This is a genomic window from Geobacillus sp. Y412MC52 (genome assembly GCF_000174795.2).
Lineage (GTDB): Bacteria > Bacillota > Bacilli > Bacillales > Anoxybacillaceae > Geobacillus > Geobacillus thermoleovorans.
The window spans coordinates 236,158-258,755 of the sequence record NC_014915.1 but is presented as its reverse complement, the minus strand read 5'-3'; the positions used below and the strand labels follow the sequence as shown (position 1 = coordinate 258,755).

At 53.1% G+C, this 22,598-nt stretch carries 19 protein-coding genes, 11 tRNA genes and 3 rRNA genes; 4 read left to right on the top strand and 29 right to left on the bottom strand.

The genetic code is table 11. The features are described 5' to 3' along the window. Positions 1–97: 97 nt before the first annotated feature. Together groL and groES are read right to left on the bottom strand one after the other, a co-directional pair. Positions 98–1,714, bottom strand: a complete 1,617-nt coding sequence (groL, locus tag GYMC52_RS01440) for a chaperonin GroEL (protein ID WP_013144058.1) — start codon at positions 1,712–1,714, stop codon at positions 98–100. Positions 1,715–1,818: 104 nt separating this feature from the next. Next, a complete protein-coding gene (groES, locus tag GYMC52_RS01435; protein WP_013144057.1) occupies positions 1,819–2,103 on the bottom strand; it encodes a co-chaperone GroES in 285 nt (94 codons plus the stop codon). Between the two features lie 355 nt (positions 2,104–2,458). Between groES and GYMC52_RS01430 the strand changes: the two genes are divergently transcribed. Together GYMC52_RS01430 and GYMC52_RS01425 are read left to right on the top strand one after the other, a co-directional pair. Continuing rightward, entirely contained in the window at positions 2,459–3,193 is a 735-nt protein-coding gene (locus GYMC52_RS01430) for a CPBP family intramembrane glutamic endopeptidase (protein ID WP_013522804.1), read from the top strand. Next, positions 3,190–3,369 (top strand): YdiK family protein, encoded by a 180-nt coding sequence (locus GYMC52_RS01425; RefSeq protein WP_013522803.1) that lies wholly within the window; start codon positions 3,190–3,192, stop codon positions 3,367–3,369. Before GYMC52_RS01430 ends, GYMC52_RS01425 begins: the two co-directional genes overlap by 4 nt. 183 nt (positions 3,370–3,552) lie before the next feature. Here the strand turns inward: GYMC52_RS01425 and tatC are convergent, their stop codons facing one another. From tatC to moaC, 4 genes are read right to left on the bottom strand one after another with little or no spacing between them, the layout of a single operon-like run. Next, positions 3,553–4,296 carry a twin-arginine translocase subunit TatC gene (gene tatC / locus GYMC52_RS01415; protein ID WP_013144053.1) on the bottom strand — a complete coding sequence of 248 codons (744 nt, stop codon included), beginning with the start codon at positions 4,294–4,296 and terminating at the stop codon, positions 3,553–3,555. A 20-nt stretch (positions 4,297–4,316) separates the two neighbouring features. Beyond that, complete coding sequence (gene tatA, locus GYMC52_RS01410) at positions 4,317–4,469, bottom strand: twin-arginine translocase TatA/TatE family subunit (RefSeq protein ID WP_013144052.1); 153 nt, start codon at positions 4,467–4,469, stop codon at positions 4,317–4,319. A gap of 17 nt (positions 4,470–4,486) precedes the next feature. Then, the gene (locus GYMC52_RS01405; protein WP_013144051.1) at positions 4,487–5,128 is read right to left on the bottom strand and encodes a redox-sensing transcriptional repressor Rex; all 642 of its coding nucleotides are present in this window, start codon (positions 5,126–5,128) and stop codon (positions 4,487–4,489) included. Between the two features lie 15 nt (positions 5,129–5,143). Continuing rightward, positions 5,144–5,632 carry a cyclic pyranopterin monophosphate synthase MoaC gene (gene moaC, locus GYMC52_RS01400; protein WP_011229750.1) on the bottom strand — a complete coding sequence of 163 codons (489 nt, stop codon included), beginning with the start codon at positions 5,630–5,632 and terminating at the stop codon, positions 5,144–5,146. 96 nt (positions 5,633–5,728) lie between these two features. Between moaC and GYMC52_RS01395 the strand changes: the two genes are divergently transcribed. Continuing rightward, on the top strand, positions 5,729–7,654 hold the full coding sequence (locus GYMC52_RS01395; RefSeq protein WP_013144050.1) for an ABC-F family ATP-binding cassette domain-containing protein: 1,926 nt from the start codon (positions 5,729–5,731) through the stop codon (positions 7,652–7,654). Between the two features lie 333 nt (positions 7,655–7,987). On the opposite strand, the gene tsaD is transcribed toward GYMC52_RS01395, so the two are convergent. From tsaD to GYMC52_RS01285, 20 genes are all read right to left on the bottom strand, one after another. Further along, a complete protein-coding gene (gene tsaD, locus GYMC52_RS01390) occupies positions 7,988–9,001 on the bottom strand; it encodes a tRNA (adenosine(37)-N6)-threonylcarbamoyltransferase complex transferase subunit TsaD (protein ID WP_013144049.1) in 1,014 nt (337 codons plus the stop codon). Next, a complete protein-coding gene (rimI, locus tag GYMC52_RS01385) occupies positions 8,998–9,450 on the bottom strand; it encodes a ribosomal protein S18-alanine N-acetyltransferase (RefSeq protein WP_011229747.1) in 453 nt (150 codons plus the stop codon). Before rimI ends, tsaD begins: the two co-directional genes overlap by 4 nt. Continuing rightward, positions 9,410–10,150, bottom strand: a complete 741-nt coding sequence (tsaB, locus tag GYMC52_RS01380) for a tRNA (adenosine(37)-N6)-threonylcarbamoyltransferase complex dimerization subunit type 1 TsaB (protein ID WP_011229746.1) — start codon at positions 10,148–10,150, stop codon at positions 9,410–9,412. Before tsaB ends, rimI begins: the two co-directional genes overlap by 41 nt. Beyond that, on the bottom strand, positions 10,147–10,605 hold the full coding sequence (gene tsaE, locus GYMC52_RS01375; protein WP_013144048.1) for a tRNA (adenosine(37)-N6)-threonylcarbamoyltransferase complex ATPase subunit type 1 TsaE: 459 nt from the start codon (positions 10,603–10,605) through the stop codon (positions 10,147–10,149). The genes tsaB and tsaE overlap by 4 nt, the downstream gene beginning before the upstream one ends. Beyond that, the gene (locus tag GYMC52_RS19555; RefSeq protein ID WP_156779977.1) at positions 10,592–10,846 is read right to left on the bottom strand and encodes a hypothetical protein; all 255 of its coding nucleotides are present in this window, start codon (positions 10,844–10,846) and stop codon (positions 10,592–10,594) included. The genes tsaE and GYMC52_RS19555 overlap by 14 nt, the downstream gene beginning before the upstream one ends. Continuing rightward, positions 10,838–10,954 (bottom strand): 5S ribosomal RNA (gene rrf / locus GYMC52_RS01370). The genes GYMC52_RS19555 and rrf overlap by 9 nt, the downstream gene beginning before the upstream one ends. Positions 10,955–11,192: 238 nt before the next feature. Further along, positions 11,193–14,121, bottom strand: a 23S ribosomal RNA gene (locus tag GYMC52_RS01360). A gap of 559 nt (positions 14,122–14,680) precedes the next feature. Further along, a 16S ribosomal RNA gene (locus GYMC52_RS01350) occupies positions 14,681–16,238 on the bottom strand. Together the 16S, 23S and 5S rRNA genes with 11 tRNA genes alongside form the textbook arrangement of a ribosomal RNA operon. 358 nt (positions 16,239–16,596) lie before the next feature. Next, positions 16,597–16,670: transfer RNA gene (locus GYMC52_RS01345), tRNA-Gly, on the bottom strand. Between the two features lie 169 nt (positions 16,671–16,839). Continuing rightward, positions 16,840–16,913, bottom strand: a tRNA-Pro gene (locus tag GYMC52_RS01340). Positions 16,914–16,917: 4 nt separating this feature from the next. Then, positions 16,918–16,994: transfer RNA gene (locus tag GYMC52_RS01335), tRNA-Arg, on the bottom strand. A 76-nt stretch (positions 16,995–17,070) separates the two neighbouring features. Then, positions 17,071–17,153, bottom strand: a tRNA-Leu gene (locus GYMC52_RS01330). A gap of 15 nt (positions 17,154–17,168) precedes the next feature. Next, a tRNA-Leu gene (locus GYMC52_RS01325) sits at positions 17,169–17,250 on the bottom strand. A gap of 5 nt (positions 17,251–17,255) precedes the next feature. Beyond that, positions 17,256–17,331, bottom strand: a tRNA-Lys gene (locus GYMC52_RS01320). Positions 17,332–17,706: 375 nt separating this feature from the next. Continuing rightward, positions 17,707–17,781: transfer RNA gene (locus GYMC52_RS01310), tRNA-Gln, on the bottom strand. Between the two features lie 14 nt (positions 17,782–17,795). Next, positions 17,796–17,871: transfer RNA gene (locus tag GYMC52_RS01305), tRNA-Asp, on the bottom strand. A gap of 32 nt (positions 17,872–17,903) precedes the next feature. Further along, positions 17,904–17,975: transfer RNA gene (locus GYMC52_RS01300), tRNA-Glu, on the bottom strand. Positions 17,976–17,994: 19 nt separating this feature from the next. Then, positions 17,995–18,087, bottom strand: a tRNA-Ser gene (locus GYMC52_RS01295). Positions 18,088–18,094: 7 nt separating this feature from the next. Further along, positions 18,095–18,169: transfer RNA gene (locus GYMC52_RS01290), tRNA-Asn, on the bottom strand. A gap of 636 nt (positions 18,170–18,805) precedes the next feature. Next, a complete protein-coding gene (locus GYMC52_RS01285; protein ID WP_013144047.1) occupies positions 18,806–19,255 on the bottom strand; it encodes a SprT family protein in 450 nt (149 codons plus the stop codon). An 89-nt stretch (positions 19,256–19,344) separates the two neighbouring features. Between GYMC52_RS01285 and cmpA the strand changes: the two genes are divergently transcribed. After that, the gene (gene cmpA / locus GYMC52_RS19115) at positions 19,345–19,458 is read left to right on the top strand and encodes a cortex morphogenetic protein CmpA (RefSeq protein WP_013144046.1); all 114 of its coding nucleotides are present in this window, start codon (positions 19,345–19,347) and stop codon (positions 19,456–19,458) included. 18 nt (positions 19,459–19,476) lie between these two features. Here cmpA and GYMC52_RS01280 read toward each other — a convergent pair whose 3' ends face one another. From GYMC52_RS01280 to GYMC52_RS01270, 3 genes are all read right to left on the bottom strand, one after another. Further along, entirely contained in the window at positions 19,477–21,642 is a 2,166-nt protein-coding gene (locus GYMC52_RS01280) for a Tex family protein (protein WP_013522802.1), read from the bottom strand. 265 nt (positions 21,643–21,907) lie between these two features. Beyond that, positions 21,908–22,258, bottom strand: coding sequence for a type II toxin-antitoxin system endoribonuclease NdoA (ndoA, locus tag GYMC52_RS01275; protein ID WP_003253417.1), 351 nt, complete (start codon positions 22,256–22,258; stop codon positions 21,908–21,910). 4 nt (positions 22,259–22,262) lie between these two features. Continuing rightward, positions 22,263–22,544 (bottom strand): CopG family ribbon-helix-helix protein, encoded by a 282-nt coding sequence (locus tag GYMC52_RS01270; RefSeq protein WP_013144044.1) that lies wholly within the window; start codon positions 22,542–22,544, stop codon positions 22,263–22,265. Positions 22,545–22,598 lie beyond the last annotated feature (54 nt).

Sequence of the window (22,598 nt, the reverse complement as noted above, 5' to 3'; positions counted from 1 at the left end):
GAGTGCAAAACTTCACGTTCAATTTGACTACTGCCCAGCGGCAAAAAGAAAAAGAACACCGGGATTACTCCCAGTGTTCTTTGTTTCGCTAGGCGGATTACATCATGCCGCCCATATCCGGCATGTTGTTGTTGCCTTTGTTTTCTTCCGGTTTGTCGGCAACGACCGCTTCTGTCGTCAAGACCATTGCGGCGACAGATGCAGCGTTTTGCAGCGCCGAACGAGTGACTTTCGTCGGGTCAACGATACCAGCTTCGATCATGTCGACCCATTCACCTGTTGCCGCATTGAAGCCGATGCCCGGTTTTTCGTTTTTCAGGCGCTCAACGATGATCGAGCCTTCCAGACCAGCGTTTTGCGCGATTTGACGAACCGGTTCTTCGATCGCGCGCAATACGATTTTCACGCCGGTTGCTTCATCGCCTTCCGCTTCGATGGCAGCGACTTTGTTGTAGATGTTCATGAGAGCCGTGCCACCGCCGGCGACAATGCCTTCTTCAACAGCCGCACGAGTCGAGTTGAGCGCGTCTTCGATGCGCAGTTTGCGTTCTTTCAATTCTGTTTCTGTTGCCGCCCCAACTTTGATGACCGCTACGCCGCCAGCCAATTTCGCTAAGCGTTCTTGCAGTTTTTCGCGGTCGAATTCGGACGTCGTTTCTTCAAGCTGCGCACGGATTTGGTTGATGCGCGCTTTGATGCGCTCCGAATCGCCAGCGCCTTCGACGATCGTCGTCGTTTCTTTCGTAACGACAACTTTCGACGCACGGCCGAGCGAAGCGATCGTTGTCGATTTCAATTCACGGCCAAGCTCTTCCGAGATCACCTCGCCGCCTGTCAAAATCGCGATGTCTTCGAGCATCGCTTTGCGGCGGTCACCGAAGCCAGGCGCTTTGACGGCAACTGCATTGAACGTGCCGCGCAGTTTGTTGACAACAAGCGTCGCCAATGCTTCGCCTTCAACATCTTCCGCAATGATCAAGAGCGGACGGCCTTGTTGGACCACTTGTTCTAAGATCGGCAACAATTCTTGGATGCTCGATACTTTCTTGTCCGTAATCAAGATGTACGGATTTTCGAGAACCGCTTCCATTTTTTCCGTATCCGTAATCATGTACGGCGAAACGTAACCGCGGTCGAATTGCATCCCCTCGACAACGTCGAGTTCCGTCGTGAAGCCTTTCGATTCTTCAAGCGTGATGACGCCGTCATTGCCGACACGTTCCATCGCTTCAGCGATCAATTGACCAACTTCTTCGTCAGCAGCCGAAATCGCAGCCACTTGGGCGATCGACTCTTTCCCTTTGATCGGTTTGGAGATGGCTTTTAATTCTTCAACAGCAACAGCAACCGCTTTTTCAATCCCGCGACGGATGCCCATCGGATTGGCACCAGCAGCCACGTTTTTCAAGCCTTCACGGATCATCGCTTGAGCCAATACCGTAGCGGTTGTTGTACCGTCCCCAGCGATGTCGTTCGTTTTGCTGGCGACTTCAGCGACAAGTTTCGCGCCCATGTTTTCAAACGGATCTTCGAGTTCGATTTCTTTCGCGATTGTTACCCCGTCATTCGTGATGAGCGGCGAACCGAATTTTTTCTCCAATACGACGTTGCGGCCTTTCGGACCTAATGTGACTTTCACTGCGTCTGCAAGTTTGTCCACCCCGCGCAACATCGCACGGCGCGCTTCTTCGCTGAACTTGATTTGTTTTGCCATACCCCGTTACCTCCTTATGAAATTGTTAGACTGCGTGCCACAAGTTAAGTATCCGATTAAGTACCCAGTATGTTTTCGGAATGTTTATGTGATGAACGCATATATTAGCGGATGACAGCCAAAATATCGCTTTCGCGCAAAATTAAGTATTCTTTGCCGTCGTATTTCACTTCTGTGCCCGCATATTTCGAGAAGATAATGCGGTCGCCAACTTCGACTTCCGGCGCGATGCGTTGGCCGTTATCGAGCACGCGGCCTGCACCGACAGCAACAACGCGACCTTCTTGCGGTTTTTCTTTCGCCGTATCCGGCAGAACGATACCGCTAGCCGTTTTTTCTTCTGTTTCCACGACTTCAATGACAATACGATCGCCTAATGGCTTCAACACGGGGAACAACCTCCTTAACGATAGTTTTCACCGTTCTTATTAGCACTCATCACTATTGAGTGCTAACACACTTATAATATTAATGAACTTCTTTCAGTTTTGCAAGTAGGAAATGCAAAAAAATAACTGTTTTTCTCTCCTAAAGAAGAAAGAGCAAAAGGAGCCGGTTGTTTTGCCTCTACTCCCCATCCGCGCGGAGCTCGTTTTCATTATTTCACATTCCTCGGACTGATAAACGGCTCCGGTTCATTTTTTTACGGCGGTGAGGTGGGATGCGAGGATGCAGTTTTCTTACTATTTTCGCCATACATGTGCTACAATACGGATATAATTTGAAATAAAAGGGGTAGAGGGTTTGAAACGCAACCACTGGTACGTCATCATCACGTATATCGTCATGCAGCTGTCCGCCTTTGTCGGCGTGCCGCTTCTTCGCGCCCTCGGCGTCGGCCAAGGAACGGAAAGCCGCCTCGAAGCCGCCAAACTGGCTTCCGGGTATTGGGCGATCATTAGTTTCCTGCTCGCTTTTGTCATTATCCTATGGCTGCTCCGCGGTGACCGCAACGAACGAATGATGCGGCGGCTGCCGCTTGGTTCCTCGTGGATGTGGGCGGTCTTGGGCGTCTTTTTGGCGCTCACGGCGCAAAGCATCGCCGCCAACATCGAATGGCGGCTGCTCGGCATCAAACCAGGGTCGGAAAATACAAGGCAAATCATCGATATCATCCGCCTGACGCCGCTGTTGGTCGTCGTCACCTCCGTCATCGGCCCGATTTTGGAAGAGATCATCTTCCGCAAAATCATTTTCGGCTCACTTTATGAAAAATACAACTTTTGGCTTGCTGCGCTTGTCAGTTCGCTCTTGTTTGCCCTTGTCCATATGGAGCCGGAACATTTGCTTCTGTACACATCCATGGGGATGGTATTCGCGTTTTTATACGCGAAAACCGGACGCATTTTCGTGCCGATTTTCGCCCATGTCGCCATGAATACGTTCGTCGTCGCCATGCAGACGCTGTTGGCCGACGAGATTGAGAAAATGATGCGCCAGTCCGAGCTGCCGCTCGCCGTTTGGAGGGTTTGGCTATGATGCGAAACCCTCGGCTGTTTTCGCTTCTGTATTTCGTCTTAGGCTCAATGTTTACGTATTTGGCCATCGAAAGTGCTCATGAAACGGTTTGGAACGTCTCCACCATCGCTTTAGCGGCGCTCGCTGCCTTTGATTTCGGCACCGCCCTTCGCCTTCTTTTTGCCTCAAAACGCTGACCCCCTTCCCGTGATTCGCACGGGAAGGGACCAGAACATCAATCTCATGACGGCGATCATATCGTGAAAATGGAAACAAAAAAACAAGAGGCCGGCCTCAAAGCCCTGTTTTGCGGCTTTTGAGACAGCCCCTTCGTTTGGCCCGGCCTTGCTCGCTTTCCTCTCCATGTTTTTCGTCCCGCCTCACTCATTGCCTTCCTCCTCGGCTGCTCGCTGCGCTTTCCGATAGCCGATGCGCGCCACCCAAATGCTTCCTTCATACAAAATGGTGAGCGGAATCATGACGATCACTTGCGACAGCACATCCGGCGGCGTAATGACCGCCGCTAAAATAAGCAGCGCCAAATACGCATACTTGCGGATGCGAACAAGAAGCTGCGGCGTAATAAGCCCTAAGCGGGTGAAAAACAACACGACGATCGGCAGCTGAAACACGATGCCAAACGGCAGCACGAGCTGAAGCAAAAACTGAAAATATTCATTAATGCCGATCATTTGTTGAACCCCTAGTTGGTCAGCCAGCTGGCTCATAAATCGAACGACAAACGGAAACAAGACGAAATAAGCGAAGCTGACGCCTGCTAAAAAAAGAACGATCGACGCCGGGATATAGCTTAACGTCACTTTCCGCTCTTTTTCATACAGACCGGGGCTGACAAACGCCCAAATTTGATACAACAGCACCGGAGCCGACAGTACAGCCGCGATGACAAAGGCAAACTGAAAATACACTTTAATCGGATCGGTGAGGCGGAAGGCGTTCATGGTCAAATGCTTCGCCTCGGCCGTTCGCTGCAAATACAAAATGACATCATCGACAAAAAAGAAACTAACGACAAGCGCCGCAGCAAAAAAGATGAGCACGATGATGAGCCGTTTTCGCAGTTCACCCAGATGCTCATACACTGACATTTCTTTGTCATTCATTGTTTCCCCATCCTGCCTTGTCATCGGTCGGTTTTCGTTTCTTCGTCATCAGCGAGCCCTTTTGTGGCGTCTTTAAACTCGCGAAGCGACTGGCCGAACGACCGCCCTAATTCCGGCAGCTTTTTCGTGCCAAACAGCAACAAAATCACAGCAACGAGCAACAAATATTTCATGTGTTGTTCTCTCCTTTTTACGATGGCGATGGATAGTTTTTCAAAAAATAGACGAGCGACTGCAGCTCAATGGCTAAATCGATATGATGGACGCGAATATGGTTCGGCACGTTCAACCGCGCCGGAGTAAAGTTTAAAATGCCTTTAATTCCTTGCGCGACAAGGCGGTCGGTCAGCGCTTGAGCCGCGGCGGCCGGCACGGTTAAAATGGCGACCGGGATGTTTTCGTGAAGCCGCTCCTCCAACTCATCGAGATGATAAACCGGCACCCCGCCGACTGTCGTCCCTACTTTCCGCTCATCGACATCAAACGCCATCACGATTTTCGTATTGTTGTTTTTCGAAAAATTATAGTTTAAAAAGGCGGTGCCTAAATTGCCGACGCCAAACAAGGCGACTTCGGTCACCTCATCCTCTTCAAGCGTCCGGCGGAAAAACGACAACAAATAATTGACATTATACCCGTATCCCTTTTTGCCAAGCGCGCCAAAATAGGAGAAATCACGGCGGATCGTCGCCGGATCGACTTTCACCGCCTCGCTTAACTCGGCAGAGGAGACGCGTTGCTTGCCGGAAGCGTGCAAGTTTTTCAAAAACCGATAGTAAAGCGGCAGCCGTTTGGCGGTTGCCTGCGGAATTTTCGGTTGTTCGTTGCTCATGATCTCATCCCCTAGCTAATCGGTTTTCCGTCGGTAATGGCCAGACTTCCCGCCCGTTTTTTCGACCAAATACGTCGGACCGATGACCATTCCTTTATCAAGCGCCTTGCACATATCGTACACTGTCAACGCACAGACCGAAGCGGCCGTCAGCGCTTCCATTTCCACTCCTGTGCTCCCTTTCGTTTTCACCGTTGCCGTGATGACGAGCTTATGCGCTTCTCCATCGTTTTCCCAAGCAAAAGCAATGTCCACACCCTTTAACATAAGCGGGTGACACATTGGAATAAGGTCAGCTGTCTTCTTCGCCGCCATCACCCCCGCCACTTGAGCGACGGCGAGCACATCCCCTTTCTCGATCGCATTGCTCGTCATTTTTTCGTAAATTTCCCGGCTGACAGTCACGCTCGTTTGCGCCACAGCCACTCGCACAGTATCTTCTTTGTGCGTAATATCAACCATTTTCGCGCGCCCTTGTTCATTGAAATGAGTGAACGATGACAATACAATCTCCTCCATTTATACACTATACACGATTTTTCATCATTCGTCTTTGACCGTTTTCGCGACTTACGTTAAACTATTCGCGAGGTGACGGACATGATCATTTTGCAAGTGCACGGGCTCACGAAATATTTCGGCGCTGACCTTATTTTATCGAATATAAAACTAGAAATACAGTCCCGCGACCGAATTGCCCTTGTCGGCCGCAACGGAGCGGGAAAATCGACATTGTTGAAAATCATCGCCGGTGAACTCTCTTTCGACAGCGGCAAAATCATCAAACCAAACCATATCAAAATCGGCTATTTGGCGCAAAACAGCGGGCTCGACTCGCCGCGTTCCATTTGGGACGAAATGCTTGAGGTATTCACCCCGCTTCTAGGACTCGAAAAACAGCTCGCCGAACTCAGCATGCAACTCGGCGACCCAGACGTACTCGCCGATCCAGCTCGCTATGAAAAAACGCTGAAAACGTATGACGAGCTGCAAGAACAATACAAAGAACAAGGCGGCTACCAATACGAAGCCGACATCCGCTCCGTTTTGCACGGGCTGCAGTTTTCCTCATATGATTATAAAACAACGCCGGTCTCGTCGTTAAGCGGCGGACAGCGGACGCGGCTTGCCCTTGGGAAATTGCTGTTGTCCAAGCCGGATTTATTGATTTTGGACGAGCCGACGAACCATTTGGATCTTGAGACGCTCGCCTGGCTGGAGCAGTACTTGCAAGCCTATCCCGGTGCCGTCCTGGTTGTTTCCCACGACCGCTACTTTTTAGACAAAATCGTCACCGACGTATACGAACTGTCGAATGCCACGCTCAAACACTATGCCGGCAACTACAGCCGCTATTTGGAGTTGCGGGCCGAGCAATACGAACAAGAGTTAAGACGGTACGAGAAACAGCAAGAAGAAATCGCCCGACTCCAAGACTTCATCCAGCGCAACATCGCCCGTGCCTCGACGGCCAAACGGGCGCAAAGCCGGCGAAAGCAACTGGAAAAAATAGAACGGCTCGAACGGCCTGTCGGCGATGAAAAATCAGCCTCCTTTTCGTTCTCGATCGATCGACCGAGCGGCTATGAAGTGCTCACCGCTGAAGACATAGCCGTTGGCTATGGCGACGGTGCACCCATCATCCGCCAAATCAGCTTCCGCATCACGCGCGGCGAAAGCGTCGCCCTAGTCGGGCCGAACGGCATCGGCAAGTCGACATTGCTGAAGGCGATCGCCCGAAAACTCCCTATCCAAACAGGAGAGCTCCGCTACGGCGCAAACGTCCAAATCGGCTATTACGATCAAGACCAAGCTGATTTGTCATCGAACAAACGGGTGCTTGACGAGCTGTGGGACGCCTACCCCGAAAAGACGGAAAAAGAAATTCGCACCGTGCTCGGCAACTTCCTGTTTTCCGGCGATGACGTTTTAAAACCGGTCTCCGCTTTAAGCGGCGGGGAGAAAGCACGCCTTTCGCTCGCCAAGCTGATGCTGCAAAAAGCAAATGTCCTTCTTTTGGACGAACCGACAAACCATCTAGACCTCGACAGCAAAGAAGTGCTCGAGCAAGCGCTCATCGACTACCCGGGAACGATTTTGTTCGTTTCCCACGACCGCTATTTCATCAACCGAATCGCAACAAAGGTGTTTGAACTTTCCAGCGGAGGCCTAACGGAATACTTAGGCGACTATGATTACTACATCGCCAAAAAAGAAGAAATGCGTGAACTGGCGCTCCTGAACGTCCGCCCGACAGAAACGGCAAGTGATTCTGCCAAAACGACGTACGAGCAAGAAAAAGAGGAAAAAAAACGACGGCGCCAGCGCCAACGCCGCTTGGATGAAATCGAAGCCGAGATTGCAGCGCTTGAAGCACAAATCGCTGAGATCGAGCAGCAACTTTGTGATCCATCCGTTTACGGCGACTATGAGACGATGCAACGATTGACGCAAGAAAACGACGAGCGGAAGCAGCGAGTCGAAATGTTATTGGCCGAATGGGAACAGCTTTATACTTCACTATAACCGACAACCCGCCTCTAGTTTCGGCGGGTTGTTCTTTAGTTAGTCACATTATCCACAAAAGAATCCACAATTTCCACCATGGAATATAAGTTATTCACCAACTTTTCCACATTATCCACAAAAAACATCTTCCTTTTGCACAAAAATCGCTGTGTATTGTTTTTCTTATGTTGATAGTGTTTTACCGCTTTTTCCACATTGTCCACAGATTTGTGGATAAAAATATACACAAACTTTTTTCAAATGAAAACAAAAAGGACGATCCGTTTGCCTGCCGCAAACGGATCGCCCTTTGGTGTCTTTCGCGTTGTCTTTCGCGTTTCAGCCAACTGCCTAGACAAGCGGCAAGCTTGGATTGGCGTTGAGCGCCAAATCAGCCCGCTTTCCTTGTTGATATAACACTGTTCCCGCAACGGCAATCATCGCAGCATTATCGGTGCATAGCGATAACGGCGGGATGACAAGCTCCACATCGGGGAGCTCTTTCATTTTATCCTGCAGTGCAGCCCGCAGCCCGCGGTTGGCCGCCACCCCCCCGGCGAGCAGCACTTGCCGTACGCGGTATTCTTTGGCGGCCTGCACCGTTTTCGTCACCAGCACATCGACGACGCTGGCCTGAAAGCTCGCGGCCATCTGTCTCGGATCGATCTCCTCGCCGCGCTGCTTCGCGTTGTGGAGCGCATTGAGAACCGCCGATTTTAAGCCGCTGAAGCTGAAATCATACGAACCTTCCTCAAGCCACGCTCGCGGCAAATCAATCACTGGCTCTCCCTCATGAGCCAGCCGGTCGATGTGCGGTCCTCCTGGGTACGGAAGGCCTAAAGCCCGCGCCACCTTGTCATACGCCTCACCGGCAGCGTCATCGCGCGTTTCACCGATCACCGCAAAATTCCCATGCTCCTTCATGAACACTAGTTCCGTATGACCACCGGAAACGACGAGCGCCAACAGCGGGAACTTCATTTCGGCCACTAATTGATTGGCGTAAATATGACCGGCGATATGATGCACTCCAATAAGCGGCAATCCATGGGCGAACGCTAACGCTTTCGCCGCGTTGACCCCGACAAGAAGCGCTCCGACAAGCCCCGGTCCGGCCGTCACCGCCACCGCATCAAGGCCCGCAAACGATACGCCGGCCTGCTGCATCGCTTCCTCAATAACGAGCGTAATTTGCTCCACATGATGGCGGGAAGCAATTTCCGGCACGACGCCGCCAAACCGCCGATGGCTTTCCATTTGCGACGCCACTACATTCGATAAAACCTCTCTTCCGTTTTTCACGACTGCTGCCGCCGTTTCATCGCAGCTCGTTTCAATGCCTAATACATATACGTCCTCATTCATCTCAGCTTCACCCACATGACTAACGCGTCTTCAAAGTTATCCGGATAATACCGTTTGCGAATGCCTCCGTTGCGAAACCCCAGCTTTCGGTACAGCGACTGGGCAACATGATTGGACACGCGCACCTCAAGCGTCATCGTCGCCGCCCCATGCTGCCTGGCCATGTCCATCAAGCGTCGCATGAGCGCTTCACCAAGCTTTTGCCCACGAAACTGCGGCAACACGGCTACATTCGTCACATGCGCCTCATCGATGACAAGCCACATCCCACCATACCCGATGATCCGCCCGTTGTACACCATGACGATATATTTGGCGTAGCGGTTGTACATGAGCTCGTTGTAAAACGATTCACGGCTCCAAGGCGAAGTAAACGATGCCCGCTCGACTTGCACGACTTCATCAATGTCATGAATGGTCATTGGCCGAAATTGAACATTGATCCCCATCGTTCTGTTCCCCTTTTTGTTTCGCGAGCCATTTCGCCTCCGCCTCGGCAAGGCGGAGGTAGTTCGGCACAAACACATGGGCGTTCTCGCGCTCTTTTTGTTTGCCTAGCATCACCAACTCGCTCGGACGCGGCAACGCCAAAGACGGCGGGGCCACGTGAACCCGTTCGCCTAAATGACTTCGAAACAAATCACGATATAGCGGTGCATCCGCACCAATGAACAATACATCCTCTTCCCGCTCGCTCAACCGACGCGCCCACTCATCCGCCGCCACAATCCGGTCCTCCTCAAGACAGCGGAGCGCACCTCCTTCGTAGCGATAAAGCCCGGTGTAAATTTGTCCGCGCCGTGCGTCAAACAGCGGAACGATCACTCCAGGAAAATAACGGCCATTGGCGGCGAGCACCTCAAGGCTCGACACTCCGGCGATCGGAATACCGAGCGACCAGGCAAGCGTTTTCGCAATCGTCACGCCGATCCGCACCCCGGTATACGACCCCGGCCCTTTCGCTACAACGATTAAATCGAGATCTTTTGGAGCAACGTCACATCGTCGAAGCAACAACTCAATGGCTGGCATCGCCCGGGATGAATGGTCTTTTTTCACATTAGTGATGAATTCCCCTTTCACGACATCACCATCTACCAACGCAATGCCAAGCGGCATATTCGATGTATCAATTCCCAATACTTTCATGACGGAAAAATCTCCTTGCACAACTGTTCATAACGCTCCCCCGACGGCTCAAAGCGAAGCAACCGCTCATCGCCACCTCGATGAAACAAGAAAACGGTCAGCCGTTCCTCAGGCAACTGGCCGGCGATCAAATGCGCCCATTCAACAACCGTAACACCATCGCCAGCAAAATATTCGTCAAATCCAAGATCTTCCCATTCATCTTCAAGTCGGTATACATCCATATGATAAAGCGGAAGCCGACCATCATATTGCTTAATAATCGTAAACGTCGGGCTATTGACCGTTTGCGTAATGCCCAGCCCTTCAGCAAGACCTTTCGTAAACGTCGTCTTTCCCGCCCCGAGATCACCTTCTAATGCGATGACCATTCCCGGCTCAAGATGTTCCGCCAGCCGGCGGGCCACCGACTTCGTTTCTTCCGGAGAATGCACCAAAATTTCAATTTTTTTCATTTTGTTCTACCTTATCCCCTTTTATCATCTTCACTCTTGCTTTTGAAATTGTATCATATCCGAACATCTTGCCGCCACTTCCAAAACGAAAAATAGGCATAGGAGAAAAGGAAAAACAAAAAGGACGATCCCGCGCAGCCTTTTGGCTCGCTGACAGATCGCCCTGTTGCGCAATCGCCCCTAAAAAGAAAAAGGGAATGAGGCGTGTCGAAACTCCCTGGTGAATGAAGCTGCCTAGCAACGACCTACTCTTGCAGGGGCGCTGGCCCCAACTACCATCGGCGCTGGAGGGCTTAACTTCCGTGTTCGGGATGGGAACGGGTGTTTCCCCTCCGCCATAGCCACTAGGCAATAGTTATCATCTTGGACAGTAATTATTATATCCATCCTGTTGGATTTGTCAACAGGATGTTCATTCCTTCAAAACTAGATAACCGTCGGAAGAAGCCGCTCGCCTGCGCTTTTCGCATTGTCCAGCTCCGGCTCGCCGCCGCTCGGGGTCAAATAACCTTCGCCTTCGGGATGTGAACATCCCTGCAGGCGAAGAACATTTGCCCGTCGCGGCGACCCGCTCGCCTGCGCTTTTCTTGGTTAAGCCCTCGATCGATTAGTATCCGTCAGCTCCACGTGTCGCCACGCTTCCACCTCGGACCTATCGACCTCGTCATCTTCGAGGGATCTTACCCGCTTCACGCGGTGGGAAATCTCATCTTGAGGGGGGCTTCACGCTTAGATGCTTTCAGCGCTTATCCCGTCCGCACATAGCTACCCAGCGGTGCCCCTGGCGGGACAACTGGTACACCAGCGGTGCGTCCATCCCGGTCCTCTCGTACTAAGGACAGCTCCTCTCAAATTTCCTCCGCCCGCGACGGATAGGGACCGAACTGTCTCACGACGTTCTGAACCCAGCTCGCGTACCGCTTTAATGGGCGAACAGCCCAACCCTTGGGACCGACTACAGCCCCAGGATGCGATGAGCCGACATCGAGGTGCCAAACCTCCCCGTCGATGTGGACTCTTGGGGGAGATCAGCCTGTTATCCCCGGGGTAGCTTTTATCCGTTGAGCGATGGCCCTTCCATGCGGAACCACCGGATCACTAAGCCCGACTTTCGTCCCTGCTCGACCTGTCCGTCTCGCAGTCAAGCTCCCTTGTGCCTTTGCACTCTCCGAATGATTTCCAACCATTCTGAGGGAACCTTTGGGCGCCTCCGTTACCTTTTGGGAGGCGACCGCCCCAGTCAAACTGCCCACCTGACACTGTCTCCCACCCCGTTAAGGGGTGCGGGTTAGAATTTCAATACCGCCAGGGTGGTATCCCACCGTCGCCTCCACCGAAGCTGGCGCTCCGGCTTCCCAGGCTCCCACCTATCCTGTACAAGCGATACCAAAATTCCATATCAGGCTGCAGTAAAGCTCCACGGGGTCTTTCCGTCCTGTCGCGGGTAACCTGCATCTTCACAGGTAGTATAATTTCACCGGGTCTCTCGTTGAGACAGCGCCCAAGTCGTTACACCTTTCGTGCGGGTCGGAACTTACCCGACAAGGAATTTCGCTACCTTAGGACCGTTATAGTTACGGCCGCCGTTTACTGGGGCTTCGGTTCGCACCTTCGCTTCCGCTAAGCGCTCCCCTTAACCTTCCAGCACCGGGCAGGTGTCAGCCCCTATACGTCGCCTTTCGGCTTCGCAGAGACCTGTGTTTTTGATAAACAGTCGCTTGGGCCTTTTCACTGCGGCTCTTCAGGGCTCTTCACCCCAAAGAGCACCCCTTCTCCCGAAGTTACGGGGTCATTTTGCCGAGTTCCTTAACGAGAGTTCTCCCGCGCGCCTTAGGATTCTCTCCTCGCCTACCTGTGTCGGTTTGCGGTACGGGCACCTCTTCCCTCGCTAGAGGCTTTTCTTGGCAGTGTGAAATCGGGGACTTCCGGATCCATCCGTCGCCGTCACCGCTTAGCCTTATGATCCGCGGATTTGCCTGCGGATCAGCCTCACGGCTTGGACAGGCTCTTCCAGCCGCCTGCTCGCCCTATCCTCCTGCGTCCCCCCATCGCTCAAACGGGAAGAAGGTGGTACAGGAATCTCAACCTGTTGTCCATCACCTACGCCTTTCGGCCTCGGCTTAGGTCCCGACTAACCCTGAGCGGACGAACCTTCCTCAGGAACCCTTAGGCTTTCGGCGCAGAGGATTCTCACCTCTGTTTTCGCTACTCATACCGGCATTCTCACTTCTAAGCGCTCCACCAGTCCTTCCGGTCTGGCTTCTCTGCCCTTAGAACGCTCCCCTACCGATGACCAACGGTCATCCCGCAGCTTCGGCGGCACGTTTAGCCCCGGTACATTTTCGGCGCAGAGTCACTCGACCAGTGAGCTATTACGCACTCTTTAAATGGTGGCTGCTTCTAAGCCAACATCCTGGTTGTCTCGGCAACTCCACATCCTTTTCCACTGAACGTGCACTTCGGGGCCTTAGCTGGCGGTCTGGGCTGTTCCCCTCTCGACCACGGATCTTATCACTCGCGGTCTGACTCCCGGGCATAAGTCATTGGCATTCGGAGTTTGACTGGGTTCGGTAACCCGTTTTGGGCCCCTAGCCCAATCAGTGCTCTACCTCCAAGACTCCTAAACCCGAGGCTAGCCCTAAAGCTATTTCGGGGAGAACCAGCTATCTCCAAGTTCGATTGGCATTTCACCCCTACCCACACCTCATCCCCGCACTTTTCAACGTGCGTGGGTTCGGGCCTCCAGCCGGTGTTACCCGGCCTTCACCCTGGACATGGGTAGATCACCTGGTTTCGGGTCGACGACGACGTACTTGACGCCCTGTTCAGACTCGCTTTCGCTGCGGCTCCGCCTCTTCGGCTTAACCTCGCACGCCATCGTCACTCGCCGGTTCATTCTACAAAAGGCACGCCATCACCCATCAACGGGCTCTGACTACTTGTAGGCACACGGTTTCAGGTTCTCTTTCACTCCCCTCCCGGGGTGCTTTTCACCTTTCCCTCACGGTACTGGTGCACTATCGGTCACTAGGGAGTATTTAGCCTTGGGAGATGGTCCTCCCTGCTTCCGACGGGATTCCTCGTGTCCCGCCGTACTCAGGATCCGCTCGGGAGGGAACGAAGTTTCGACTACAGGGCTCTCACCTTCTCTGGCCGGCCGTTCCAGACCGGTTCGTCTACCCCGTCCCTTTCTCACTCCCATCGTGAGCGGTCCTACAACCCCAAGAGGACATGCCTCTTGGTTTGGGCTGTTCCCGTTTCGCTCGCCGCTACTCAGGGAATCGCGGTTGCTTTCTTCTCCTCCGGGTACTAAGATGTTTCAGTTCCCCGGGTGTGCCCTCCATGCCCTATGGATTCAGGCATGGATACTGCCCCATTACGGACAGTGGGTTCCCCCATTCGGACATCTCCGGATCAACGCTTGCTTACAGCTCCCCGAAGCGTTTCGGCGTTTGCCCCGTCCTTCATCGGCTCCTAGTGCCAAGGCATCCACCGTGCGCCCTTTCCAGCTTAACCTATTGCGCTCTCGGCTTCTTCCTTATGTTACTCGGTTATCTAGTTTTCAAGGAACGAAGTAGCTCCTTTGAATTCGCTTCTTCGCTGGTTTGCGTCGAGGAATTCGGCTTCTCCGAATCCGCTTGTAGACGCAAAGCGACTTCTTTGAACAAACTTCCTTGCGGCTTTGTGCCGAGGAATCTTGCTTCCCTGAACCTGCTAGCAGACGCAGGCACAGGCGCTTTTGAAGGAACTTTTCATTCCTTCAAAACTGAACGAAGCGACTGCCTTGAGTCTGCTTCCTTGCAGCTTTGCGCCGAGGAATCCATCTTCCTTGAATCTGCTGGAAGACGCAGGCGCAAAACAAGTGAAGGAATTTCTCATTCCCTCAAAACCGAACGAAACGAAAGCGCTGTGTATCGACAGTTGGCCGCCATTACGGCCTCCGCTTTTCGGATTGTCTAGCTCCGGCCGCCATCGGCTCGCGACGCTTCGGTCCTGCTGCGGCGGCGACAGCCTCCTCGCAGGCCCTCCAGCGCACCTCGCCGATAAGCGGGCGGCCTCCGCTTTTCGTCCTTAGAAAGGAGGTGATCCAGCCGCACCTTCCGGTACGGCTACCTTGTTACGACTTCACCCCAATCACTTGCCCCACCTTCGGCGGCTGGCTCCCTTGCGGGTTGCCTCACCGACTTCGGGTGTTGCAAGCTCTCGTGGTGTGACGGGCGGTGTGTACAAGGCCCGGGAACGTATTCACCGCGGCATGCTGATCCGCGATTACTAGCGATTCCGGCTTCATGCAGGCGAGTTGCAGCCTGCAATCCGAACTGAGAGCGGCTTTTTGGGATTCGCTCCCCCTCGCGGGTTCGCAGCCCTTTGTACCGCCCATTGTAGCACGTGTGTAGCCCAGGTCATAAGGGGCATGATGATTTGACGTCATCCCCACCTTCCTCCGACTTGTCGCCGGCAGTCCCTCTAGAGTGCCTAACTGAATGCTGGCAACTAGAGGCGAGGGTTGCGCTCGTTGCGGGACTTAACCCAACATCTCACGACACGAGCTGACGACAACCATGCACCACCTGTCACCCTGTCCCCCCGAAGGGGGAACGCCCAATCTCTTGGGTTGTCAGGGGATGTCAAGACCTGGTAAGGTTCTTCGCGTTGCTTCGAATTAAACCACATGCTCCACCGCTTGTGCGGGCCCCCGTCAATTCCTTTGAGTTTCAGCCTTGCGGCCGTACTCCCCAGGCGGAGTGCTTATCGCGTTAGCTGCAGCACTAAAGGGTGTGACCCCTCTAACACTTAGCACTCATCGTTTACGGCGTGGACTACCAGGGTATCTAATCCTGTTTGCTCCCCACGCTTTCGCGCCTCAGCGTCAGTTGCAGGCCAGAGAGCCGCCTTCGCCACTGGTGTTCCTCCACATCTCTACGCATTTCACCGCTACACGTGGAATTCCGCTCTCCTCTCCTGCACTCAAGTCCCCCAGTTTCCAATGACCCTCCACGGTTGAGCCGTGGGCTTTCACATCAGACTTAAGGGACCGCCTGCGCGCGCTTTACGCCCAATAATTCCGGACAACGCTCGCCCCCTACGTATTACCGCGGCTGCTGGCACGTAGTTAGCCGGGGCTTCCTCGTGAGGTACCGTCACCGCGCCGCCCTCTTCGAACGGCGCCCCTTCGTCCCTCACAACAGAGCTTTACGACCCGAAGGCCTTCTTCGCTCACGCGGCGTCGCTCCGTCAGGCTTTCGCCCATTGCGGAAGATTCCCTACTGCTGCCTCCCGTAGGAGTCTGGGCCGTGTCTCAGTCCCAGTGTGGCCGGTCACCCTCTCAGGCCGGCTACGCATCGTCGCCTTGGTGAGCCGTTACCTCACCAACTAGCTAATGCGCCGCGGGCCCATCCGCAAGTGACAGCCAAAGGCCGCCTTTCAACCAAAGACCATGCGGTCTTCGGTGTTATCCGGTATTAGCTCCGGTTTCCCGGAGTTATCCCGGTCTTGCGGGCAGGTTGCCCACGTGTTACTCACCCGTCGGCCGCTGACCAAACCAGAGCAAGCTCCGATCCGGTCCGCTCGACTTGCATGTATTAGGCACGCCGCCAGCGTTCGTCCTGAGCCAGGATCAAACTCTCCAAAAGAAAGTTGATTGGCTTTTTGCTTCGGCCGCAGCACCAAAGGCGCTAAACGGCCTCCGCTTTCCGCATTGTCTAGCTTCGGCCGCTATCGGCTTGCGACGCTTCGTGTCCCACTGCGGCGGCGACAGCCTCCTCGCGGGCCACTCAGCGCGTTTCGCCGATAGGCAAGCGGCCTCCGCTTTTCGAATTGTCTAGCTTCGGTCCGCCGCCGCTCGGGGTCAAATAACCTTCCCCCTCGGGGTGCAAGCACCCCTACGGGTGAAGAACATTTGCCCGTCGCGGCGACCCGCGGACCTCCGCTTTTCGTCGCGCTTCGTTTCGTTCAGTTTTCAAGGAACGAAATAATCCTATGGACTCTTCATGGAGCGGGTGATGGGAATCGAACCCACGACATCAGCTTGGAAGGCTGAGGTTTTACCACTAAACTACACCCGCATAATTTTTGATGAAACACCCATCACAATCTTTCATGCCCCTTCCTCTGCCAGCTGATTCAAAGAAGCTGGATGCGTCGGGGCAACTCGAAGCGTATTCGGCGAAGTGAAGGCTCGTGGCTGAGGTTTTACCACTAAACTACACCCGCATAATATTTAGTTTAACAAAATCGGGAAGACAGGATTTGAACCTGCGACCCCATGGTCCCAAACCATGTGCTCTACCAAGCTGAGCTACTTCCCGATGATGGCGCGCTCGAGAGGATTCGAACCCCTAACCTTCTGATCCGTAGTCAGATGCTCTATCCAATTGAGCTACGAGCGCAATAGATTATTGCACCAAAGAGACGGATTACATTTTAGCAACTCACTGTGTTGCTGTCAATAGTTTATCTAAAAAATGCGGTCGAGAGGACTTGAACCTCCACGGGGTCGCCCCCACTAGGCCCTCAACCTAGCGCGTCTGCCATTCCGCCACGACCGCATATCGACTAATCAGTGCGGGTGGAGGGACTTGAACCCCCACGCCGTGAGGCGCCAGATCCTAAGTCTGGTGCGTCTGCCAATTCCGCCACACCCGCTAATATGGTGAGCCATGGAGGACTCGAACCTCCGACCCTCTGATTAAAAGTCAGATGCTCTACCTACTGAGCTAATGGCTCATGGTTGGGTATACACTCACAGTGAACGATGTCCCTTCCTCTGCTAGCATATTCGAAGATGCAGGATGCGTCGGGACAACTCGAAGCAAACTCGGTGATGCAAAGCTCGTTGCTCTACCTGCCCCTTCCTCTGCCAGTCTGTTCAAGGAAGCTGGATGCGTCGGGGCAACTCGAAGCGAACTCGAAGATGTAGCGCTCGTTACTGAGCTAATGGCTCATAGTTTGGAAAACATCCCAAGTAATTATCTAGCTCTACCTGCCCCTTCCTCTGCCAGTCTGTTCAAGGAAGCTAGATGCGTCGGGGCAACTCGAAGCGAACCCGAAGATGTAGCGCTCGTTACTGAGCTAATGGCTCATGTATTTAACACATAAAAATGGCTGGGCCAGCTGGATTCGAACCAGCGCATCACGGAGTCAAAGTCCGTTGCCTTACCGCTTGGCTATGGCCCAGCGATTTAGTGCAATGGCGGTCCCGACGGGACTCGAACCCGCGATCTCCTGCGTGACAGGCAGGCATGTTAACCACTACACTACGGGACCACAAATCGCGGGGATCACCCCGCGCTATTCAGTGACCCGTACGGGATTCGAACCCGTGTTACCGCCGTGAAAGGGCGGTGTCTTAACCACTTGACCAACGGGCCACGCATATACGTATTGGAGTGGCGGAGAAGGCGGGATTTGAACCCGCGCGCCGTAAAGCCACGACCTAACGGTTTAGCAAACCGTCCCCTTCAGCCACTTGGGTACTTCTCCAAAGAAATGGCTCCGCAAGTAGGATTCGAACCTACGACCTACCGGTTAACAGCCGGTTGCTCTACCGCTGAGCTATTGCGGAATGATGAGAAAATTATATGTCATGCATATCTTTACGATGTGCTCGTTGCCTCTTCCTCTGCCAGCTAATTCAAGGAAGCGAGATGCGTCGAGGCAACTCGCAGCCAATTCGAAGATGTGAGGCTCGTCGCTGAGCTATTGCGGAATGATGTTTGACAATCGACATTGTTTATTATATTGAGCAACTTGTCGTTTGTCAATACGTTTTCCCGCAACTTCCTCTGCTGTTTTCCGCCGTTTAGCGACGGCTTTTATAATTTAGCACACGATCATCCTGATTGTCAACCTTTTTTCGCAAAATGTTTTGTTTGATTATTGGCGTTGACTGGACATTATAGTTTAACAATTCTTGACGAAAAGGTAGCTTGTCTATTTTCTCGACTGACGAACACCAAGGCGTGACGGAAGACCGAACAACCACCCGCTTCACAGACCCATGCATGGGTCTGAAAGCGGCGTTGTTCAGTCGCCCGACAGTCGATCAAATGCCGGGGCTATGTAAAAGCTGCAAATGTTAAAGTTTCAAATTGCATCTACTCTGAAAATACCTGAGCTTCAAAATGTGTAAAACCGTAATATTCGACATAGAGATATTTTCATCCTTCCGATGGCAACCAAATTTTTCTGTCATGGGAGTCTAGGATCGTTTGAGCTTGCTTCGGCAGCGGCCGCAAACATAACGGTCTATGTTGATCCGTCTTTTGCGGCGGTAGGTGAGGCCGCATGACGTGCAAATGTATGTGTAGATCGTTTTCGGCGCTTTTGTATTTCGAGCAAGCGGACGACAATAGCGAGGCGCCCCCACTTTTTGCAGCAGTTCGCGGAAGTCGCGGTCGCGGTGGCGGTAGCCTTTTCCCTCAAGGTGCAAGTGGTAATGGCAAAGCTCGTGTTTGATGATGGCGATCAATTCTTCCTCGCCGAACTGCTCGTAATGTTTTTTATTGAGCTCAATGTTGTGCGTTTGCAACATGTAGCGCCCGCCGGTGGTGCGCAAACGAGGGTTGAAGAAAGCGGTATGGCGGAACGGCTTGCCGAACACGCGAATGGAAATTTGTTCGACAAGGGCTTGCAGCTGCTTTTGGTCCATGGCGGGTCTCTCCTTCATCTTTTGGCACAGGACAATTCACCATTACATACACATATATTACCTTTCCACTGTCAGGGAGGTGACTGATTTTGCCTACATGGCTGAAAAATCAGATGAGACGAGCCTACTATGAGAAAAACCGTGAGCAAATTAAACTGTTGAACCAATGCTGGTTTTTTTATCGGAGAAAACACTGCTCCTAAGGCAGTGCTTTCTCCATTTCACTCTTTCGGCGGCACCATCGACAGCGATATTCTTCCCTTCGCCACATCGACATGCTCGACCCATACTTTGACGACGTCGCCGACCGAAACGACATCGAGCGGATGGCGCACGTATTGTTTGCTTAGTTTGGAAATGTGCACGAGCCCGTCCTGTTTGACCCCAATGTCGACAAAGGCGCCGAAGTCAACGACGTTGCGCACGGTTCCTTCCAGCTCCATGCCTGGCTTCAAATCTTCCATCTTCAACACATCTTTGCGTAATAGCGGCTTGGGCAGCTCGTCGCGCGGGTCGCGCTCTGGGCGGCACAACGCGTCAATGATGTCGCGCAACGTCAGTTCTCCGATGCCGAGCTCGGCAGCCACCGTCTCGACCTCGACGGCTTGCAGCGCCTGGCGCAGTTCATCACTGCCAATGGCGGCGGTCGTAAATCCTAACTTACGCAACAGTTGCTTCACTTCCGCGTACCGCTCGGGGTGAATCGGCGTGCGGTCAAGCGGTTCGTCGCCATCAATGATGCGCAAAAAACCGATGCACTGCTCGTACGTTTTCGCTCCGAGCCGAGGAATCGTTTTCAACTCTTCGCGGTTGCGGAATTTCCCTTGCTCTTCGCGACGCTTGACGATGTTTTCTGCAACGGTTTTCGTGAGCCCGGACACGTACTGAAGCAGGGAGACGGAGGCAGTGTTGACGTTGACACCGACTTGATTGACGACCGTCTCGACGACGAAACGAAGCGACTCGGCAAGCTTTTTTTGCGACACATCGTGCTGGTATTGGCCGACGCCGACCGATTTTGGATCGATTTTGACAAGCTCGGCGAGCGGGTCTTGGACGCGGCGGGCGATCGAGACGGCGCTCCGCTCTTCAACTTGCAGGCCGGGAAACTCAGCGCGTGCAAGGTCGGAAGCAGAGTAGACGCTCGCTCCTGCTTCATTGACAATCAAATAAAAGATATCGCGTTGCACATGCTTCAGCGTGTCGGCGACAAACTGTTCGGTTTCCCGAGATGCTGTTCCGTTGCCAATCGCGATCATATCAACGTGATAGTCATCAAGCAGGCGAAGAAGTTTCGCGCGCGCCTCTTCTTTTCGCTCTTGCGGCGGATGCGGATAGATCACATCAATGCGAAGCAGTTTCCCCGTTTCGTCGACAACGGCGAGCTTGCACCCAGTCCGATAGGCTGGGTCGATGCCGAGCACCGTTTTTCCTTTGAGCGGCGGCTGGAGAAGCAGTTTGCGCAAGTTTTCAGCGAAAATATGGATGGCCCGCTCCTCCGCTTTCTCCGTCAACTCGTTGCGGATGTCGCGTTCAATGGCAGGCTCCATCAGCCGCTTGTATCCGTCCTCGATCGCTTCTGCCACGATGGGAGCGGCCGGGGACGATTCATCAGCGACTGTTTTTCGCCGCAAATAGCGAATGATGTCCTCAACAGGCGCCTTGATCGAGACGCGCAGCACCTCTTCCTTTTCACCACGGTTTAACGCCAACACGCGGTGCGGAACGATTTTAGCGAGGGGCTCCTCGTAGTCGTAGTACATTTCATACACACTCTTTTCGTCCTTTTCCGGCGCTTTGGCAACCGAAGCAATCGTTCCTTTCCGCCGCGTCTCGTCGCGCACCCATTGACGAAGAGCAGCGTCATCTGCCACTTTTTCGGCGATGATATCTTTCGCACCTTGAAGCGCCTCTTCAACGGTTGCGACTCCTTTATCTTCGTTGACGAACATTTCGGCCTGTTGTTCCGGAGTTGGGGCCGGTGGACACGAAAGGAGCCATTCGGCAAGGGGTTCAAGCCCTCTCTCTTTTGCGATTGTTGCTTTCGTGCGCCGCTTTTGCCGATATGGGCGGTATAAATCTTCGACTTGTTGCAACTTCGTGGCCTCAAGAATGTCGCGCTTTAACTCTTCCGTCAACTTCCCTTGCTCATCAATGAGGCGAATCACTTCCTCTTTCCGTTGCTCTAAATGCTGCAAATACTCCCATCTCTCAAGTACTTCACAAATTTGCACTTCATCGAGCGCCCCAGTCATTTCTTTCCGGTAGCGGGCGATAAACGGGATCGTGTTTCCTTCTCGATGGAGCGCAATGACGTTTTCGACTTGCTTCGCTGCCAGCTGCTGCTCGGCGGCAATGACTTCAATGAGCCGCTGTTCGTTAGCCAAGCGATTCCCTCCTTAATGACATGGAAAATAAAAAAGCGCTACCTGTACGCAGCTGCTTTGTGAAACAGTATACATAGATGAAAATGGAAGGACAGATCGTTCCGGGAAGACCGATCTGCCCGTCTCACCAACGTGAACACTCGATAATCAAGACCGATGCCGCACGTCAACGCCGCTTTCCCCATCCGCTCGGCCGCCCGTTGGCAACCGAAAACGCCGTTTCTCCTGTTCGCTGTTATGCCAAAAGCAAAGGTTTTTCGCTCTATCAAAAGTCGATCAGTCCTAAGCTAATTTGCAGCGCCTCATCGACTTTATCCATCATTTCATCGTCCAAATGAGTGATTTTATCGGTCAGCCGTTGCTTGTCGATCGTGCGAATTTGCTCAAGCAAAATGACCGAATCGCGTTCAAACCCGTAGCGTTTCGCGTCAATCTCGACATGCGTCGGCAGCTTCGCTTTTTGGATTTGCGCCGTAATCGCCGCGACAATCACCGTCGGGCTAAAACGATTGCCGATATCGTTTTGGATCACCAACACGGGGCGCACGCCGCCCTGCTCCGAGCCAACAACCGGGGAAAGGTCCGCAAAATACACGTCGCCACGTTTGACAATCAAAGCATTACCCCCCGCTAACTAAGCGTTCAACGGTGTGGTCGGCCTCGTATTCAGCATGAAACGCTTCAGAAGCGATAGATAAATTGATTTTCGCCATTTCCATGTAGCCTCGTCTCATCGCCTCGCGAATTTGCCGTTTCTTCCGCTCGCGAATGTACATTTTCGTCGCTTGATAAATGAGTTCATTGCGGTTGCCGTTTTCCTGCTTTACGAGCACGTCCAGTTCTGTCAGCAGCGACTGCGGCAAACGAACGACGATTTCCGTTGTTGCGCCAGATTCCGACACAAATATACACCTCCACGAACTGCAGCCATTGATTGCTTCCACTTCATGATACCA

Coding starts and splice junctions, on each gene's coding strand:
- groL (WP_013144058.1), bottom strand. CDS start 1,714: ATGGCAAAACAAATCAAGTTCAGCGAAGAAGCGCGCCGTGCGATGTTG.
- GYMC52_RS01425 (WP_013522803.1), top strand. CDS start 3,190: ATGATGCGAAACCCTCGGCTGTTTTCGCTTCTGTATTTCGTCTTAGGC.
- tatC (WP_013144053.1), bottom strand. CDS start 4,296: ATGAATGACAAAGAAATGTCAGTGTATGAGCATCTGGGTGAACTGCGA.
- tatA (WP_013144052.1), bottom strand. CDS start 4,469: ATGAAATATTTGTTGCTCGTTGCTGTGATTTTGTTGCTGTTTGGCACG.
- GYMC52_RS01405 (WP_013144051.1), bottom strand. CDS start 5,128: ATGAGCAACGAACAACCGAAAATTCCGCAGGCAACCGCCAAACGGCTG.
- GYMC52_RS01395 (WP_013144050.1), top strand. CDS start 5,729: ATGATCATTTTGCAAGTGCACGGGCTCACGAAATATTTCGGCGCTGAC.
- tsaD (WP_013144049.1), bottom strand. CDS start 9,001: ATGAATGAGGACGTATATGTATTAGGCATTGAAACGAGCTGCGATGAA.
- rimI (WP_011229747.1), bottom strand. CDS start 9,450: ATGGGGATCAATGTTCAATTTCGGCCAATGACCATTCATGACATTGAT.
- tsaB (WP_011229746.1), bottom strand. CDS start 10,150: ATGAAAGTATTGGGAATTGATACATCGAATATGCCGCTTGGCATTGCG.
- tsaE (WP_013144048.1), bottom strand. CDS start 10,605: ATGAAAAAAATTGAAATTTTGGTGCATTCTCCGGAAGAAACGAAGTCG.
- GYMC52_RS01285 (WP_013144047.1), bottom strand. CDS start 19,255: ATGGACCAAAAGCAGCTGCAAGCCCTTGTCGAACAAATTTCCATTCGC.